General features: G+C 51.8%; 21 protein-coding genes and 1 tRNA gene. 19 read left to right on the forward strand and 3 right to left on the reverse strand.

All coding sequences use genetic code 11. The features are described from left to right. Window positions 1-37 precede the first annotated feature (37 nt). Window positions 38-113, reverse strand: a tRNA-Ala gene (locus BN4_RS06450). Window positions 114-264: 151 nt separating this feature from the next. Between BN4_RS06450 and BN4_RS06455 the strand changes: the two genes are divergently transcribed. The 16 genes from BN4_RS06455 (at window position 265) to obgE (ending at window position 11,986) form a co-directional block, all read left to right on the forward strand. Then, a complete protein-coding gene (locus BN4_RS06455) occupies window positions 265-1,263 on the forward strand; it encodes an ABC transporter permease (RefSeq protein WP_015414571.1) in 999 nt (332 codons plus the stop codon). Next, window positions 1,260-2,102 (forward strand): ABC transporter permease, encoded by an 843-nt coding sequence (locus BN4_RS06460; protein ID WP_015414572.1) that lies wholly within the window; start codon window positions 1,260-1,262, stop codon window positions 2,100-2,102. Before BN4_RS06455 ends, BN4_RS06460 begins: the two co-directional genes overlap by 4 nt. After that, the gene (locus tag BN4_RS06465) at window positions 2,099-2,590 is read left to right on the forward strand and encodes a GNAT family N-acetyltransferase (RefSeq protein WP_015414573.1); all 492 of its coding nucleotides are present in this window, start codon (window positions 2,099-2,101) and stop codon (window positions 2,588-2,590) included. The genes BN4_RS06460 and BN4_RS06465 overlap by 4 nt, the downstream gene beginning before the upstream one ends. A 194-nt stretch (window positions 2,591-2,784) precedes the next feature. Beyond that, window positions 2,785-4,401, forward strand: a complete 1,617-nt coding sequence (locus tag BN4_RS06470; RefSeq protein WP_015414574.1) for a DNA repair protein RecN — start codon at window positions 2,785-2,787, stop codon at window positions 4,399-4,401. Window positions 4,402-4,447: 46 nt separating this feature from the next. Then, window positions 4,448-5,041, forward strand: a complete 594-nt coding sequence (locus tag BN4_RS06475) for a MarC family protein (protein WP_015414575.1) — start codon at window positions 4,448-4,450, stop codon at window positions 5,039-5,041. 144 nt (window positions 5,042-5,185) lie between these two features. Then, window positions 5,186-5,809 (forward strand): transporter substrate-binding domain-containing protein, encoded by a 624-nt coding sequence (locus BN4_RS06480; protein ID WP_157871285.1) that lies wholly within the window; start codon window positions 5,186-5,188, stop codon window positions 5,807-5,809. Window positions 5,810-5,905: 96 nt separating this feature from the next. Continuing rightward, entirely contained in the window at window positions 5,906-6,667 is a 762-nt protein-coding gene (locus BN4_RS06485) for an acyl-[acyl-carrier-protein] thioesterase (RefSeq protein WP_041720756.1), read from the forward strand. Next, window positions 6,664-7,089: a GNAT family N-acetyltransferase gene (locus BN4_RS06490; protein WP_015414578.1), complete on the forward strand. Its 426-nt coding sequence runs from the start codon at window positions 6,664-6,666 to the stop codon at window positions 7,087-7,089. Before BN4_RS06485 ends, BN4_RS06490 begins: the two co-directional genes overlap by 4 nt. Window positions 7,090-7,229: 140 nt before the next feature. After that, window positions 7,230-7,748 carry a nitroreductase family protein gene (locus BN4_RS06495; RefSeq protein ID WP_015414579.1) on the forward strand — a complete coding sequence of 173 codons (519 nt, stop codon included), beginning with the start codon at window positions 7,230-7,232 and terminating at the stop codon, window positions 7,746-7,748. Continuing rightward, window positions 7,748-8,368, forward strand: a complete 621-nt coding sequence (locus tag BN4_RS06500) for an MBL fold metallo-hydrolase (protein ID WP_015414580.1) — start codon at window positions 7,748-7,750, stop codon at window positions 8,366-8,368. The genes BN4_RS06495 and BN4_RS06500 overlap by 1 nt, the downstream gene beginning before the upstream one ends. Before the next feature lie 50 nt (window positions 8,369-8,418). Further along, entirely contained in the window at window positions 8,419-8,616 is a 198-nt protein-coding gene (locus BN4_RS06505; protein WP_015414581.1) for a hypothetical protein, read from the forward strand. Continuing rightward, window positions 8,613-9,224: a flavodoxin family protein gene (locus tag BN4_RS06510; protein ID WP_015414582.1), complete on the forward strand. Its 612-nt coding sequence runs from the start codon at window positions 8,613-8,615 to the stop codon at window positions 9,222-9,224. Before BN4_RS06505 ends, BN4_RS06510 begins: the two co-directional genes overlap by 4 nt. Then, on the forward strand, window positions 9,221-9,937 hold the full coding sequence (locus tag BN4_RS06515) for a ComF family protein (RefSeq protein WP_015414583.1): 717 nt from the start codon (window positions 9,221-9,223) through the stop codon (window positions 9,935-9,937). Before BN4_RS06510 ends, BN4_RS06515 begins: the two co-directional genes overlap by 4 nt. A gap of 288 nt (window positions 9,938-10,225) precedes the next feature. Then, window positions 10,226-10,537 (forward strand): 50S ribosomal protein L21, encoded by a 312-nt coding sequence (gene rplU / locus BN4_RS06520; protein WP_015414585.1) that lies wholly within the window; start codon window positions 10,226-10,228, stop codon window positions 10,535-10,537. A gap of 19 nt (window positions 10,538-10,556) precedes the next feature. Beyond that, a complete protein-coding gene (gene rpmA / locus BN4_RS06525; RefSeq protein WP_015414586.1) occupies window positions 10,557-10,826 on the forward strand; it encodes a 50S ribosomal protein L27 in 270 nt (89 codons plus the stop codon). Window positions 10,827-10,933: 107 nt separating this feature from the next. After that, entirely contained in the window at window positions 10,934-11,986 is a 1,053-nt protein-coding gene (gene obgE, locus BN4_RS06530) for a GTPase ObgE (protein ID WP_015414587.1), read from the forward strand. Here the strand turns inward: obgE and BN4_RS06535 are convergent. Continuing rightward, window positions 11,983-13,743 carry a hypothetical protein gene (locus BN4_RS06535; RefSeq protein ID WP_015414588.1) on the reverse strand — a complete coding sequence of 587 codons (1,761 nt, stop codon included), beginning with the start codon at window positions 13,741-13,743 and terminating at the stop codon, window positions 11,983-11,985. The two genes, obgE and BN4_RS06535, sit on opposite strands and share 4 nt — an antisense overlap. A 275-nt stretch (window positions 13,744-14,018) precedes the next feature. After that, on the reverse strand, window positions 14,019-14,402 hold the full coding sequence (locus tag BN4_RS06540; protein WP_015414590.1) for a carboxymuconolactone decarboxylase family protein: 384 nt from the start codon (window positions 14,400-14,402) through the stop codon (window positions 14,019-14,021). An 89-nt stretch (window positions 14,403-14,491) separates the two neighbouring features. Here BN4_RS06540 and BN4_RS06545 point away from each other — a divergent pair, with 89 nt between their 5' ends. The 3 genes from BN4_RS06545 (at window position 14,492) to BN4_RS06555 (ending at window position 17,789) form a co-directional block, all read left to right on the forward strand. Then, window positions 14,492-15,376, forward strand: coding sequence for a LysR substrate-binding domain-containing protein (locus BN4_RS06545; protein ID WP_041720174.1), 885 nt, complete (start codon window positions 14,492-14,494; stop codon window positions 15,374-15,376). Between the two features lie 82 nt (window positions 15,377-15,458). Next, window positions 15,459-16,619, forward strand: a complete 1,161-nt coding sequence (gene proB / locus BN4_RS06550) for a glutamate 5-kinase (protein ID WP_015414592.1) — start codon at window positions 15,459-15,461, stop codon at window positions 16,617-16,619. A 12-nt stretch (window positions 16,620-16,631) separates the two neighbouring features. Further along, a complete protein-coding gene (locus BN4_RS06555) occupies window positions 16,632-17,789 on the forward strand; it encodes an MFS transporter (RefSeq protein WP_015414593.1) in 1,158 nt (385 codons plus the stop codon). Window positions 17,790-17,792 lie beyond the last annotated feature (3 nt).

The raw sequence follows: 17,792 nt of genomic DNA on the forward strand, positions 1-17,792 counted from the left end.
GACCTCGGATAATTATCCGAAGTCCTTAACTTTCTTGTGGTGGAGCTGGAGGGAATCGAACCCACGACCTCTTGAATGCCATTCAAGCGCTCTCCCAACTGAGCTACAGCCCCACGATGTTGGGTGGAGCGGTATTTAGCTAAGGCTGGATGAGATGTCAACTGAAAAAGAAAAACTGATCAGATTTTTTTGTGCGGCTCTTCATTGCTTCGTCTCCCTTCTTGAAGTAGGAAATACGGACGGTTGGACACGTATGGAGAATCAATGGCACATGTAATCAAACGAATCCTGCTCAAGCTGCTATGGGTTGGCGTGGTGTTTTTCGGCATCACCGTCATTAGCTTTTGGGTGATTCATCTTGCTCCGGGGTCGCCCACAGATTTGCAGACAACGCTCAATCCCGATGCTGGAGTTGAGGCGAGAATGCAGCTTGAAAAGCTCTACGGACTCGATAAGCCCCTGCACATCCAATACGCCAATTGGCTGGAAAGATTGCTACAGTTCGACTTCGGACAATCCATGTCCGGCGATCATCGCCCCGTGTGGGATAAAATCAAGGAACGCCTGCCCCTGACATTTGGCATGAATGTCGCCTCATTGATACTGACCTTACTCATTGCTGTTCCCATAGGCGTCGCCGCAGCGTGGTGGAAAGGAGGAGCCTTTGACAAAATATCCACGGTCGTCGTTTTCATCGGGTTTGCCATGCCCGGTTTCTGGCTGGCTCTCCTGCTTATGCTGTGGCTTGGTATCAACTGGCACATTCTACCAATTTCCGGCCTGACATCACTTGGTCATGAGAACATGTCCAGCCCGGCACAGATTTGGGATGTCACCAAACACCTGATCATGCCCATTTTCATTTATACGTCCGGGTCCTGGGCTGGCATGAGTCGCTTCATGCGATCTTCCATGCTTGAGGTACTCCGACAAGACTATATCATGACAGCCAGGGCCAAAGGGCTGCCAAGTCATGTTGTCCTCTTCAAACACGCCCTTCGCAACGCACTGATGCCGGTCATTACTATCCTTGGTCTCTCTGTTCCGTCACTCATCGGCGGGTCTGTCATCATTGAATCCATCTTCGCCCTGCCGGGGTTGGGACAACTTTTCTTCCAGGCTGTCATGTCACGCGATTATCCGCTCATTATGGGCAGTCTTGTTCTTGGCGCGGTGCTGACCCTTCTGGGGAACCTGCTGGCCGATGTCGGATACGGCCTTGCTGATCCTCGTATTCGTCTTGGGCAGGGGAGACAACGATGAAACGCAAACCTCTCAAACGCCCGGCTCCGTGGGCTCGCCATGCGTTGCTTGGCGTGGGAGTCATCATCGTCGGGCTTATGTCACTGGGAGCGATTCTTGCTCCATGGATTGCCCCATTTGACCCCTCGTTTATCAATGTTGACGCCCTACTCCTGCCCCCATCTGCAATCCACCCCATGGGCACCGATGCTTTGGGCAGAGATGTTTTTTCACGCATTCTGTACGGTGGCCGTGTCTCCCTCTGGGTTGGGTTTGTTGCCGTGGGCATAGCCACTGCCATAGGACTGACCCTCGGCTTGGTCGCCGGATATTTTGGCAAACTCGTTGACGAGATCATCATGCGCGGAGTGGATGTCATGCTCTGCTTCCCATCCTTTTTCCTGATCCTGGCCGTGATCGCTTTTCTGGAACCAAGCTTGACGAATATCATGATAGTGATCGGACTGACGGGATGGATGGGAGTCGCGCGACTTGTCCGTGCTGAAACCCTGACCATTCGCGAACGAGACTATATCATGGCTGCTCGAGCAGCCGGAGCCGGACCGACCCGTATCATCGTACGCCATATTCTGCCCAACGCCATAGCGCCCATCCTAGTCTCCGCGACCCTGGGCGTGGCAGGGGCTATCCTGACAGAATCATCTCTTTCCTTCCTTGGACTCGGTGTCCAGCCCCCGAACGCATCTTGGGGCAATATGCTGATGGAAGGCAAAGAGGTCCTCGGCATTGCATGGTGGTTGTCGGTTTTCCCCGGCCTGGCCATCCTGTTCACCGTCCTTGGATACAACCTTCTTGGCGAGTCACTGCGAGACTTGCTGGACCCGAGATTGAAACAATGAGCACTCCATACACCCGATCCGCCACAGAAGATGATGTCTTCGCCATGGAACAAATCATGCGCGATGCCTTTGAAAACAGCTATGCCCATTTCATGCCTGAGCAATACGTCCGCGCCTGGTTCGACACGAACCAAGCGCAAAAATCCGTCCGAGTCGGACTGGGGCGGGCAGGCGTCACTGAAATCATGGGTCGAGTTGTCGGATTTGTCATGTATCTGGACAATACCATCACCCAGTTGTGGGTAGACCCGAAATACACCCGAAAAGGGGCAGGACGAGCTTTGGTGGAATGGATTGAAGGAGAATATCGCACAAAAGGCTATCCGACCATTACTCTCTACTGCTATGAAGCCAATCGTGATGCCTTGGAATTTTACAAAAAACTTCGCTTCCGGCGCGCTTCTACATTCCAGTCACAAGACGTACAGGGAGGTCCAGTCCCGGTGTATACCATGCTCAAAATGGTTTCGAAATTCAAAAACACATGAGTTCAAGATATCCAGCGAACAAAGAAAAAACACACCTCGTTCCCGCTCCACGGCGAGAGTGAAATGCCCTGCTCCTTCCTCTTTTCCCCTGCGCCGCCATGGTGTATAAGGAGTTTTGTTGCGTTGAATTCAATGGCATTCTCCGGGCTTCCTTGAAGAGGAGTCATCCAACTTTTTCATCAGGCTGGTAATACATGCTCGAACTCCTCCGCATTCGAAATCTCGCCCTCATAGAGGACGTCGAACTCGAATTCTCACCGGGCCTCAACACCCTAACCGGCGAAACCGGCGCAGGTAAATCATTCATCATGCGCGCCGTTGATTTTCTCATGGGCGAGCGTATGGAAGCAAAACTGGTTCGGCCCGGTGCAGAAAAAGCATCGGTCGAAGCCCTTTTCATCCTGCCCGAGGGAGAAACCGTTATTCGCAGGGAACTCTCGGCTCAAACAGGCCGCAGTCGGGTTTTTATCAACGACACTTTATCGTCCCAACCGACGATCAGGGACTTGGCTCCCAGGCTCATCATTCACACCAGCCAACATGGTCAGCAAAAACTTCTCTCGCCAAGCTTTCAGGCAGAGGTGCTCGATTCCTTTCTGCCCGATGCAACGTTGTTGCAGACACGAACCGAAAACTTTGCCGTCCTGAATGATGTTCTGGAACGCAAAAAAGCACTCATGGCCCGATTTGAGGAAGTAGAGAAGCAACGTGATTTTCTCGAATACCAAAAAAAGGAAATTGAGAAGGTCGACCCTCTGCCCGGTGAAGAAGACGATTTGGAAGAGCGCAAAAAAATTCTCAAGGATCGGGAAAGGGCTGGAGAATGCCTACAGAATGCATTGGACATCCTGCACGGGGAAGTCGCCCTGCTGGATTCCATGACGCTCCTGACTCGAGAGATGGAAATCATTGCACGACTTTTCCCCGGTTTTGAAGATGACCGTGAAGCCATTGAAGAAATGAGAATGATGCTCCACGACCTGGATTCGAGACTGCGCAAGGGACCAGCGGCTCTGGACGACGAAGACGAGCATATGAGCCTTGACGATATAGAACAACGCCTCTTTGAGTTGGCAAAACTCAAACGGAAACTCCGACGCGGCCTTGATGAAATAGTGGGCCTCAAAGAGGAAATCGATAAAAACCTCTCTTTTCTTGATGCCTGTTCTCTTGATCTCAAGGCGTTGAGGCATGAGGAAGACGAAGCGGCCAAGGCTCTCAGGGAAACCCTGACCAAACTCAACAGAGCTCGCCAGAAGGCGGGAAAAATACTTTCCATACGCATAGTGGAAGAACTGACAGACCTCGGTTTTTCCGAGCATGTCAAAGTCCACTTCGAGTTTGACTGTCGGGAACTCTACCCAGGATGTGAAGACATGCGTGGCCGTCTGATGTGGGTTCCCAATCCGGGACAACCAGCACAACCACTTGACAAAATCGCTTCAGGCGGCGAATTGTCCCGTTTTCTGCTCGCGCTGGTCACCATGCGTGGCGATGACAACCAGGAGCACGACGCCCTGCCATCACTTATTTTTGATGAAGTGGACGCGGGGATCGGCGGTATGACGCTTAATTCAGTGGGGGCGAAACTTCGCAACCTGGCTGATCGGCAACAAATGTTGCTCATCACACACTGGCCTCAACTTGCGGGCAAGGCCGACCGACACTTTCTTATCCGGAAAGAGGTCGAAAACGGAGCCACATATACCCGCTGTAATCGACTTGAGGGAGATCGTATCAAACTGGAACTCTCGCGAATGGCCGGTGGCGGAGAGCAGGGCGATGCCCTTGCAGAAAAACTGTTGAAATAGACTCGGGTCCTCCTTCCAAACTTTTTCCGATATTCATGGGTGTGCTATGATGACATTATTTGTCTCTCTCTATATCAAACTTTTCTTTCTGCTGACTCCCTTTTTCGTCTTGACGGTTTTCCTTTCGTTGACTGAAGGCATGGGTGTGACGGAACAGAGAAAACTCGCCATCAGAACATCGACAGCAGTTTTGATTATCGCGCTCATTCTCTATTTCGCAGGAAACCCCATCTTTTCCACATTGGGAATCACGCTCGACGGCTTCCGGGTGGGTGCAGGGAGCCTGCTTTTCCTTTCCGCCGTTTCGCTCATTTCAGGAAAACGACAAAGCCTGAAGCCTGATGACGATGCAGATGTCGCCGTGGTTCCTCTGGCCATTCCCATCACCGTGGGACCTGCCACCATCGGAACGCTTCTCATTCTGGGCGCAACCCATATTACCGCAGCCCAAAAAACCGCAGGAGCGTCCGCTCTTCTCGCCGCGTGTCTGACTGTGGGTGTCATGCTCTACTCGGCTTCTGCGGTCAAACGCATCATCGGTCCCATGGGGCTTTCAGTCATGACGAAAATCACAGGGCTGGTCCTTTCCGCCATGGCCGGTCAAATTGTCCTGACAGGTGTCAAGAATTTCCTTGGTTAAGCCCAGACGCGACACTCGGCATTAAAAGTGGACTCGGGCAGGGCGAAAGAGTAGGTTTTCCCTGTGACGAGAAATATAATTATTATCACATGCCTGCTTCTTGCCACTCCAAACTTCGCTTTTTCGGCCCTCGCAGGCAGAAAAATGGTACTGACGACGTCCGAAGCCATTCATACTGGAGAAGAAAGCGCTGTCCTCCGCGTGGCCTATGCAAAACTTGGTATTGAATTGGATATCAAGGAACTCCCGCCACGGCGTTCCCTTGAGGATGCCAATGACGGCTTTGCCGATGGGGAAGTTGGACGTGTCGCAGGACTGGAAAAAGAATTCACGAATCTGATTCGCATTGACGTCCCTATCAAGAGCATCGAAACCATGGCCTATTTCACCCATGGAGCAGTGACCATAAACGGACTTGCCGACCTCACCAGATATCGAATCGGCATATTGGAAGGCATGCGCCTTTCAGAAGAACTGACCAAAGGGATGCACCCCATATCGGTTGATTCATGGGAAAAGCTGTACACTCTGCTGGAAATGGGACGTCTAGATGTCATTCTTGCCTCCCGCGAGAGACAAGAGGAGTGGCACGACATACCACAGACCCGGAACCTTGAGTCGGTTCAATTGCAACCACAGGGCCATGCCATATATCACTATCTCAATAAACGACATCTTGATTTTGCCCCGGTTATCAGAATGGTCCTGCAAGACATGCGTCAAACAGGTGAGATGAGAAAGATCCTTTTGCAGGCTTCCATGAACTAGGCTTGGGGAAGAAACTCGCTCTGTCACACAGTCTCAACACTCAAGGGAGACTTGGTTTCTTTACACCCCTTCCCTTCTCAGCTACACAAAATTGTTATGACAACCAACATTGACCTTGCTTTCGAGCACCTCTATCCCGTTCAGTCCTATGAACCGCGTATGGATGGCCGTATTGCCATTCCTTCAGTTTGCAACTATCTTCAGGATATAGCTTCCCGCCATGCCGACACTCTTGGTTTCGGCTACCATGACCTTGAGAAATGTGGCCACTTCTGGATGCTAGCCCGCTTGCACGTCACTATGGAGCGACTTCCTCGATTCGGCGAGAGCTGCCGGATCGAAACATGGCCTTCGGGCAACGAACGCCTTGTGGCCCTGCGTGATTTCCTGCTTCACGATGAAAAAGGACTCATAGGGAAAGCCACGACCTCCTGGGTGACTGTCAATACGACCACACATAAACCGGACAACCCGGAAACGGTCCTCAATCGTCGATTCATTCCCAAGCGGGACCGTGCAACAATTTTTCCCACCAAGGCCATCAAACGTCTCAAGGGCGGAGAGCACGATATCAGGCTTGTTGCCCGACGCTCTGACATGGATATCAATAATCATGTCAACAATGTCCACTATGTGGAGTTCTGCCTGGAGGCGATTCCTCGTTCATGGGAAGAAAAGAATCGGTGCCTTGGCATCGACATTCAATTCAGGTCAGAATCCCATGCCGGAGATGAATATGTCTCGGCATGTGCCCCCGCCGACCCCGACGGCCCGCACGCGACGTTCCTGCATAGCCTGACACGGCTTTCTGATGGGAGAGAAGTCGTCCGCATGCGATCCTGGTGGATACAGGCATGAGTATACAACTCCGCTTTGATGCGACAGGCGTGGATTGGGATGAAGCTGCTGCCATTTTCGAAAAAGCTCCACTGGGCACTCGCCATCCCAAGACTCTGGAACAAGCCTTTACCCGAAGCTCTCTCGTCTGTTTTGCCTGGGACGGGGAAATTCTCGTGGCAATTGGCCACGCCCTCTCCGACGGCATCCTTCACTCAGTCATCTATGATCTGTGTATGCTACCGGAGTATCAACGCCAGGGACTGGGATCCCGAATGCTTGAAGCAATCCTCACACGCCTGAACACACCTAATTGCGTTCTCTGGTCTGTTCCCGGCAAGGAAAATTTCTATGCTCGCCACGATTTCAGACCAATGCTGACAGCCATGGCCCGTTTTGAAAATCCTGCAAAATCAGCCGTACAGGGATATATAAAACCTTAAAAACCACTCATGGTCACCATTCCCGGCACTCTCAAGAAGGCGCTTTTTTTACGCACAACGAATCCCTTTCCATGAACTCCCCTTGCCCACACAGACCTCGTAGGCTAAACAATACATAAAAAGTCAAGGAGTATGATGTCATGAAGACCGACAATCCAGTCCTACAAGCTCTTTTCGATCGCCGATCCATTCGTCAATTCACCGATGAATCCGTTTCGACAGAGGACATCAAAACCATTCTCGAAGCCGGACGCTGGGCGCCAAGCGGCCTAAACAATCAACCATGGCGCTTCATGGTCATCCCCCGGCACGATGCAAGCCATGAGAAACTCGCCCAATGCACCAAATATGCTCATATCGTTAAGAAATCAGCTGCATGTATCTGTATCATGCTCGACAAATCAGTCATGTACAGCGAGATGAAAGACCACCAGGGAGCAGGAGCCTGCATTCAGAATATGCTGCTTGCCATTCATGCTCTCGGTTTGGGAGGGGTCTGGCTTGGACAAATTGTCAATGATCAGGACGCTTCACTCGGGGCACTGGGGCTGAGCAATGAAAGCTACGAACTCCAGGCAGTCATCGCGCTGGGACACCCGGATCAGAAGGGAAGCTCCAGCCGAAAGAGTCTGGACGATCTCCTGCTGGAGGAACTGTAATGGAGATAAAGAATTTCCCACTCGGCCCACTCCAGACCAATTGCTACCTGCTTTATGACGATTCCGAAGCTCTTGTCATTGATCCCGGTGGCGACCCGACCCAACTGACAGACTTTGTCAAGGAACACGCGCTGACCATCACGCATATCCTGAACACTCATCTTCACTTTGATCACACCTACGGGAACAAGGTTCTGTCTGAAAGGACCGGCGCTCCCATCCTGTGCGGCGAGCATGATCTCCCCCTCCTGGAAAATGAACTGGGCCGGGGGGGGACTTTCGGTCTGCCGGAAGTCGAGCCCTATGAAGCGGAAATCATAGAACCGGGTGAACACACATTCGGAAACTTCTCCTGCACGGTTTTCCATACCCCAGGACACTCGGCTGGAAGCTTGACCTTTCATTTCCCGGACGCACAAGCCGCTTTTGTCGGCGATCTTATCTTCTATCGGTCAATTGGCCGAACCGACTTTCCCGGCGGCGATCTTGAAGTCCTGAAAAATTCGGTCAAGGAATATATCTTCACCCTGCCTCCGGAGACTCTTCTGCTCTCGGGTCATGGACCTGAGACCTCGGTAGCCGATGAAATGCACCACAACCCCTTCTTTGGCGGGTACTGATGAGTCAACCGATCATCATCGACATTCGAGATATGTGTTGAGGCGTGGGCATGGAGGTAGGTTGGTATCTCCGTTTCTCAAAGACCGATAGGGTCGAAGCCATGGTAACGGCCAAGACTGCACCTCAGGTTCGCCATGAGGCACATATTTTCCGTGACTGGATATTTGAATTTCAAGACAAAGAGGATCATGTGCTGGCCCGCATGACGCGACGCAAGCCACTCTATAAAGATGAGGACTCTGCATGAAAGCAGTCATTTATACGGCCAGCCATCGCAGGGAAGGCAACACGGACAGAGTCGCCGAACTGCTTGAAGCGGGTGTCATCAAAGCCGGAGGAAAATCGGAGATAATTCATGTCCGGGACAGGGATGTCAGGCCATGCCTGGCCTGTGGATATTGTGACAAATCCACTCACCTTCAAGGACAACAGCGATGTATTCTCGGCAAAAAAGACGAAGCATGGGCAATGTTCGAGCCAATGTTCACAGCCCAAACTGTTTTTTTTGCCTCCCCCATATACTTCTACCACCTGCCATCACGGCTCAAAACATGGATAGACAGGGGGCAACAGTTCTGGAAGGCTCGGATCGACAAGGAAACCTGGATCGCCGACCTCCCCCGGCGCACTGTGCATTCGGTGCTGGTTGCCGGGCAACCTGAAGGAATAAAGCTCTTCGAGGGCGCACGGCTGACGCTCAAATACTTTGTCGCGAATTTTAATATGAAATTGGCCTCTCCACTGACCTTCCGTGGCGTGGACGCTGCCGAAGATTTGCGTCACCATACTGAAATGGAAAAGCTAATCGTCGAATGTGGACAGAAGGCATGGCAGGATGCCACACTCCCTGAATGACCCTTTCCATTCGCTCCATGCTCGAATGGACCGGGCTGCACCAAGGTCGATGCCCGGTCTGCGCCATGCTGACAGCCAGGGGGGTACTCTGCGAGACGTGTGCTTCTGCCCTTGCGGCCCGTACGGGCGGCTATTGTCCGGGATGCGGCGAAATATTTGCTGACGAAACCATGCCGCTGAACCTGTGCGGTGCGTGTCGCCTTTCACCGGAACCGTGGGGGCGCTTCTTTTTTCATGCCATCCATACTGGGGCACTCCGAGACCTGATCCTCGGATATAAATTCAATAATGCAACAGGCTCGACACGCTTGCTGGCAGAGATGCTGGCTGCGGCTTTTCTCGACAAAGAAGGCCCGCCTCCCGATATCATCGTTCCTGTTCCGTTGCACAAGCGTAGACTCCTTTGGCGTGGTTTTAATCAGAGCACGGAACTGTGCCGTCCGCTCAGTCAACAAACACACTCACCTATCGTGCAAAAAAGCCTTGTACGCACCAGATACACACAGCCACAGACCATGCTTGGGCGAGCTGAACGGCGCGAAAACATCAAATCCGCATTCACAGCCAACACCGACCTCGTCCGAGGGAACCGGGTACTCCTGGTCGATGACGTTTACACGACAGGTGCCACACTCAGGGAATGTACGGTAATGCTCAAGCAAGCCGGCGCCACAAGGGTGGATGTCCTTGTCCTGGCCCGTGCCATGCAATAGATGACAAGGCACAGGCTCGAGGTAAAAAACAGGCTGGAATTCAATTCTATTATATAAATGACTTTCCGTTTCAAGGCGGTATGCCCTCATACGACCAGACAATCTTTAAAAATGCCCACGGGACATTCAGAAAAAAAGGGGATTGCCTCATGGAGTTTCTTGATTTTTCCCCGACACTGTGACAGTAATCCGTCTGCCGCAAAAAAATAAAAAAAAGTGGCTGGGGGCTTGACTTCTGCGACAAGTTGCGGATAGGTTGCCTCCTCTTACGAACTGGAGGTTTTAACTATGTTTGCTATCATCGAGACCGGCGGAAAGCAGTACCGCGTTGAAGAAGGTCTTGAACTCAAAGTAGATTTGCTCAAAATCGAGGCTGGCGAAAAGCTGGACATCGATTCCGTTCTCCTGGTTGACAAGGACGGCGACACCAAGATCGGCGCACCCTTCATTGAAGGCGCAAAGGTCGAGTGCGAAGTTCTGGGTCACTCTCGTGGCAAAAAGGTTGTGGTTTTCCACAAGCTGCCTAAAAAGGATGCCCGCAAAACGCAGGGTCACCGCCAGGATTATACTTCTATCAAAGTCAAATCCATCACGGCCTAGCGCCTGAGGGGAGGATAACATGGCTCATAAAAAAGCTGGTGGTAGTTCCAGAAACGGTCGCGACAGTGCCGGTCAAAGACGAGGCGTCAAACGTTTTGGCGGTCAGGAAGTCCTGGCTGGCAACATCCTTGTCCGCCAGGTCGGCTCCTCTTTTCACGCTGGCGAAGGTGTCGGCACAGGCAAGGACTACACTCTGTTCGCCCTGCGCGACGGTGTTGTTAAGTTCGAGAAGTACACACGCAACAAGGTCGCCAAGACTCGCGTGCTCGTACTGCCCGCAGAAGCCTAAAGCTTTGCAGACAGCATTTCTCCGGGCAGGAGACGCTCCCTGGAGCGCCTCCTGCCCGTTTTTTGCGTTTCCAAGTTTCGGCAATCGGGGAGAAAAGGGGTAATACCATGCGTTTTGTTGATGAAGCACTCATTCTGGTCCGCTCTGGCAAGGGTGGTAACGGATGCGCGAGTCTGCGTCGTGAGGCCAATGTTCCCAAAGGTGGTCCTGATGGCGGTGATGGAGGCAAAGGTGGCGACGTCATCTTTCGCGGTTCGAACCGTCTGATGAGCCTCTATGACTTCCGCCTCCATCGTCACTATTTTGCCCGCAATGGGGAAAGCGGCATGGGCAGAGATCGTTATGGTAAAGCTGCCGAGGATCTGTATGTGGATCTCCCTGTGGGGACTCTCATCTATGAGGTGACCGAGCATGACGATGGCAACACAAGTGAAAAGCTTATTGCCGATCTTGTGAATGATGGCACTGAAATAGTCATCTGTGAAGGAGGCAAAGGCGGCCGTGGCAACCTGCATTTCAAGTCATCCACAAACCGTACCCCTCGCGTTGCCGAATCGGGATTTCCTGGAGAGGAAAAACGGATTCGCCTGGAACTGAAAATCTTGGCGGACGTTGGACTCCTTGGCCTCCCGAGTGCAGGCAAATCCACATTTATTTCCAAAATTTCGGCAGCCCGGCCCAAAATTGCTGCATATCCCTTCACGACACTGGTCCCCAATCTCGGTGTCATTGAAAATGAAGATTTCGAACGGATGGTTATTGCTGACATCCCCGGTCTTATCGAAGGAGCCAGCGAAGGGCGTGGACTGGGCATCCAATTCCTGAAACATGTCGAGCGAAATCGATTTCTCGTCCATATCCTCGCAGTGGAAGATCTCAATAGAGATGCTCCTACGGACGGATACGATATGCTCAATCAGGAGTTATGCGAATACAGCGCGGAACTGGGCAAAAAAACTCAGATCAAGGTCATCAATAAAATTGACACACTTGACGAGGATGAACTTGCAGACCTCAAGGAGAAAGTGACTGCTTCCAGTGAAAAAGTTTTCTTTATCTCAGCCCTCACAGGTGAAGGTGTTGATGAACTTCTAGCCGAAATGTGGCGACACCTGTCCCTGCTCAGCGAGAAAGAAGCCGCAGAAGAAGCCGAAGCTTAATCCCACTTCTTCCTGTAGTCGAAATGAACACGGTTTACTGCCTGCTTCGTGTTTTTTTCCTGATTCATGGAACCGGTTGTCTCTCGGAATGCATCCAGAGTCAGTTCCGTCTCCGACGCCATACCACTGGCTGCCGCATCAGCATCGGTATCCAATTCCAGAATTCCGGCATCAATGGTAATGGAGGTTGTGACCTGTTGTCCTTCCAATCCCTGCACCATCACCGAGTGGGTTTCCAACGTATCCGAACCATGGCCGACATCTATGCTCTCGCGCATGCTCATGGATTGCCTGCCTGTTAAATTCCCGTCCTTGAAATCTTCCCGAACATGTGATGTCTTTCGGAGAACACCGGGACTTTCATTCTCTGTCAGCGCATGGCCTTTCTCAAAATAAAGGGCACGCTCACGTTGGAAGAATGAGGATTCATGGGCTTCCTGTGTGTCTTTTTGACGCATCACCATCTCACCATCACGGTATATCTCATCTGTCCAAGAAATCGAGTAGGGTTGATTCGGACTGCCGCTGGAGGAAATATCCGCTGCCACGCTGTAATCATTGGCTCCAATATGCCGATTGAGACCTTCCACAAACAACTCCGGCTCGGAGCTGCTGCGCAAGAAATTTGTGTTCATCAGGTCCACGGCTGACTGTGGCTCTTTTCCCAGGTATTGCTCAGTCGACACCCCCAACGAGTCGAGGATATTCGGACGCCCCCCAAGTTGAGCTGTTTCAGTTTCTGACAAACTCATGGTCCCGTAACTCTGCTTTATCAACTCGCCCTTGGCATACCACGCGACACTGACAGCCTGCTCCTGCTTTCCATCGCTCTTGTCATCGGCCTTATCTTGCTGTTTATCCCTGAATTGAGCATCCCGTATGAGATTGCCATCCGAGTCGTAATCCTTCACTGTCACAGAGACATTTGTGTTGTGCTCCAACTCTCGCGTGCTTCTCGCTTCCATATTTCCGACATCATTATACGACCTGTTGGACAACTGCTTGTAACGCCCCTCATGATCAAGAGTGACCTCACGCGCCAATTGACTATTCGAGCCGAATTCACGAATCTCGGCATGATACGATGCTATATGTTTTTGATGAGTCAAAGCCGTTGAGAGTGCTTCAACATCGGGAACGACCTTGTCCGTCCCCTTTTGCAGCAAAGACTTGATACGAGTCATGGCCTCATCATCGCTATGAATCGAGCTATTCCAAGTACTGAGCACCATGGAATCCTGCATCTCCCCTTTGAGCATACCGTCATCATACCACTGAACGCTGCGCTCCATGGAGGATTGAGTCCAGCCCTGTGTTCCTTCCAATTCCTGAATATCCGTATGGATAACCTGACTCAGGTCACCTGAAGCATCATAATATTCCGTATCAAAAGACGCACCGTTCTCGGCAATACTTCCTGTGATCGACTTGACCAGATGACCATGATTATATTCCAAAATCTCAAGAGAATCACCATCAATGGATATTGTCTGCTCATTGCCGTTTTTCAGTATGAAGGTTCCCTCTTTCAACCCGGAGGACAACTCCCATTTTGATCCGGAATTTTCGGCATCAGCCTTTTTGTTACTTTCGCGAATCATTGCCGCGTTATCCAATTGAGCACGCATCTTGACTGTCACGTCATTGCTGAGAGTGACAGTATCACCTTGTTGGGAAAGTGAAGAAGAATCCTTCCTGGCAATCTGCTGTGGAATGGCTGCGGTAAAAAAAATGGAACCATCTACAGGATTAATCATGTCGAGACTCCCGATTGAAGAAACATATACATGAAGCCCATCCAAACATTTCGGATGCTGTCATTAAAAACCTCATCGGGAAAACTTTATGTTTCTTTATATTCATGAAGGGATTATATCTAGACCAATGCCCCCTTCTCCACCCGGAGCGCATTCCCTCTCCTTGCCCATGTATACGAGCATACGCATTCGGATATGACTGACAAAAAAACAGACTGCCTGTACTGCGGCAGTCTGTTTTTTTATCTCATCTCTCAAGAGTACGTAGCCCTGCATCAGTCATTGCCATCGCGTTCATCAAAGACTTCTTTAGCGCCCGACAATGCATTCAACGCAGCAGGGAAACCGGCATAAACTGCAAGCTGAATGAAGGACTCCACAATCTCTTCCCGAGTCCACCCAACATTGAGCGCACCGTTGACATGAACCTTTAACTGAGGAGCACACCCACCCATGGCCCCAAGGGCAGCGATCGTCACCAATTCCCGATCCTTGAGCGACAGTTGAGGCCTGGAATACACGTCACCAAAAGGGAATTCGATCAAAAGCCGACCGAAGTCTGGTGAAATGGCATCCAATGCCTCAATGACCTTATCGCCCATTTCCCCATCCACCTCGCGTAATTTTTCCAATCCGCGTTCATACCGTTCGTTGTTCATGACAACCTCCTTTTGAGACTCAATACGTCCCTCGGATTAATACGTCCAATACCCCTTTCATGATTCTGTGATATGTTTTACAAATCAGTATGAACACAAAACAGATGCTCTACTTCCTGACTGTTGCCGAAGAATTGAATTTCAGAAAAGCAGCGGTACGCTTGCATATGACACAACCACCGCTCTCGATGCAGATTGCTACGCTGGAAGAAGAACTCGGAGTGCGCCTTTTCAGGCGAGACAGGCGGCGAGTGGAGTTGACTGAGGCCGGAAAAATTCTTGCCCACGATACGCGAAAGATTCTCTCTGATATAGAATCGGCCCAACAGCGAGCCATAGACGTCGGTAACGGAATAACAGGCCGCTTGCGTGTGGGATTTGTCGGCCCGGCCATAGATGGCCCCCTTGCCCCTGACTTGAAAAAATTTCGGACCCAAAATCCTGAAGTTGTTTTTGAATTAACAGAGGCAACAACGGAAAAACAAATTCGCATGGTCCGGGAACAGGAACTGAATATGGGGATAGTACGTCTTCTCGGGCATGATACCACAGCCCTCGCCTGTACCCTCTACCATGCAGAAACATACGTCCTCGCAGTTCCACAGGACCATCTCCTTGCCAATGAGAAATCTGTCTCCCTGACACAACTCGATAATGAGCCACTTATCTTCTTTCCAAGGCACATCAATCCAACCCTACACGACGCATGGATTACAGCCTTTGCCAAGGCTCAAGCACGAATGCGGAGAGTCCAGCAAACAGTCACCAAGCATACGTCCGTAGCTCTGGTTGCTGCCGGGCATGGGGTGGCTCTTGTTCCGGAGTCCACAGCGCGTACCGGACGCGCTGGAGTTCGATTTATCCCGCTGCGAGGAATAGTGCCCACTCTCGAGATCCACTTGATCCATGATCAGCGAAGGCTTTTCCCTCTGGCCGACTCCTTCCACCACTTTCTCCTTAACCAACCAAAATGAACAGAAGGAAAGCCAGATCAATCCGTTTTCCCGGACAACTCCACCTTGCCAGCGGCAGGGCTGATACTGTACGGTGCGCCCCATGATGAGAACCGATGTAGACAGACATATACTCCTCAAGGAAGTACGCCGAATAGTGGTCAAAGTCGGAAGTGCCGTACTGGCCACGAAAGACGGCCTGAACCCGGACTCCATTGACAGGTTGGCAACCCAACTGTCCGCTCTGATCGATCGGGGAATGGACGTTGTCCTGGTCTCATCCGGTGCGGTGGCTGCCGGAAGACAACGCATCTGTGAACGGACCCGACAGTGTCGCAAGGAATATGATGACATGGCTTCCCGCCAAGCGGCGTCGGCCATTGGTCAGGGCCGCCTCATGCATGACTACGATGAAGCCTTTGCCAAACACGGCAAAGTCACCGCACAAATTCTCCTGACACGGAGCGGACTCAAGGACCGGGAGCGCTTTCTCAATGCCCGGAATACACTGGAACGGCTGCTTGAATGGAAAGTCATCCCGATCATCAATGAGAATGACACAGTCTCCACCCACGAACTCGAATTCGGCGACAATGATACCCTAGGCGCGATGTGTCTCGGGCTAACAGGCTCCGACCTTTTTGTGAATCTTACCAGTGCGAACGGCGTTTTTGATCGAAACCCGGAGACACACCCCGAAGCACGATCCATCCCGGTCATCGACAACATCGCCTGCCTGGATATCGAAGCCATGTGTGATGGTAAAACCAGTGTCGGTACGGGCGGCATGTACTCAAAACTTCGTGCGGCCAGACGCGCGGCCCAGTTGGGCATCCCGACTCTCATTGTTTCAGGCAAAGGGGAGTTTGACATTCTTGCGGCCCTCGACGGAGCGGACCACGGCACTCTCGTCCTGCCGGAGAGCCGCACAGTCTCCAGCAAAAAGTTCTGGCTCGCTTACCATGACGATCCCTCCGGGGCCATCCGAGTAGACAAAGGAGCAGCCAACGCATTGCTCACCAAAGGCAAATCTCTGCTTCCTATCGGCATCAGCGCCGTGGACGGCTGTTTTGAACGAGGCGCACTGGTCTTTATCAAGACCCTTGAGGGCGATGAACTCGGTGTTGGATTAAGCAATTTCTCTTCTGCCGAACTGGAACGGATCAAAGGGAAAAAGACTGCCGATTTACCCGCGATCATCGGGCCGACCTCCTCTGATGAGGCCGTGCACCGCGACAACATGCTGCTTGATGCAGCCATATAACCGGAGGGCGCTTTGAGGCGACTCTATCTCGATAAGAATCTGCAATTGACTTTCTGCGTGACACTGATGGCCATCCTCGGTGTATCGAGCATTATCCCGGCTCTACCGGACATCATGACAGGACTCCACATGAGCCCGGTTCAGATAGGACTGGTTATCTCCGTCTTCACCCTACCCGGAATCCTGGTCTCTCCCTTGGTCGGCATTCTTGCAGACCGTATCGGACGAAAAGTCATTCTTGTCCCATCATTGTTCATTTTCGGATGCTTCGGTTTTTTCTGTTTCTTTGCCCAATCCATGGAGCAACTGCTTATCCTCCGTTTCATGCAGGGACTCGGAGCAGGACCGCTGGGAGTCATTTACGGAACTCTCATCGGCGATTTGTACCAAGGAGATGAACGCGGCCAGGCCATGGGTTACAATGCGAGCGTGCTTGCCATAGGAACCGCAGCCTTTCCCGGCCTTGGCGGAGCACTTGCCATGCTCGGATGGAACTATCCTTTCCTGCTGCCCCTGATTGCCATCCCACTGGGACTGGTGATTGCCACTCAGCTGGATACACCGGAACCCACCTCTTCCGGGAGTCTCAAAAATTATTTCCGGGATGCCTTCCAACTCATGAAAACGCGGCAGGTCCTCAGCCTCTTTGCCACAACAATGGCCACCTTCATCGTCCTGTACGGCCCTATCGTGACTTACCTGCCTATTCTGTTAAGTCATCGGTTCCATGCCTCTCCCGTTTCCATCGGTATGGTTTTTCTCATCTCATCCGGTTTTACAGGAATGGCTGCATTCCAACTGGGCAGACTCTCCAGCCGGTTCAGTCACCGTTTTCTTCTGGGGAGCGCAGGTCTCTTGTATGGTCTCGCCATGCTACTCATTCCAATGACCCCGAGCATCTGGTTCGTGATCCCCGCTGTAATGTGCTTCGGCCTGGCTCAGGGGTTGAATATTCCCACAGTGATGACCATGCTGACCACTATTGCCCCCATGGAACAACGTGGGGCATTCATGGCAGCCAACGGACTGACCCTGAGACTTGCCCAGACCGTCGCCCCTCTCCTGATGGGTGGCATATACAGCCTCTTCGGTATCCAGGCGGTCTACATGGGAGGGCTGCTCTGTGCCCTTGTCATTCTGTTGCTGGCCTTTTTCTGTATACAAGACTAGGCT

It is taken from the genome of Pseudodesulfovibrio piezophilus C1TLV30 (genome assembly GCF_000341895.1).
GTDB classification, from domain to species: domain Bacteria; phylum Desulfobacterota; class Desulfovibrionia; order Desulfovibrionales; family Desulfovibrionaceae; genus Pseudodesulfovibrio; species Pseudodesulfovibrio piezophilus.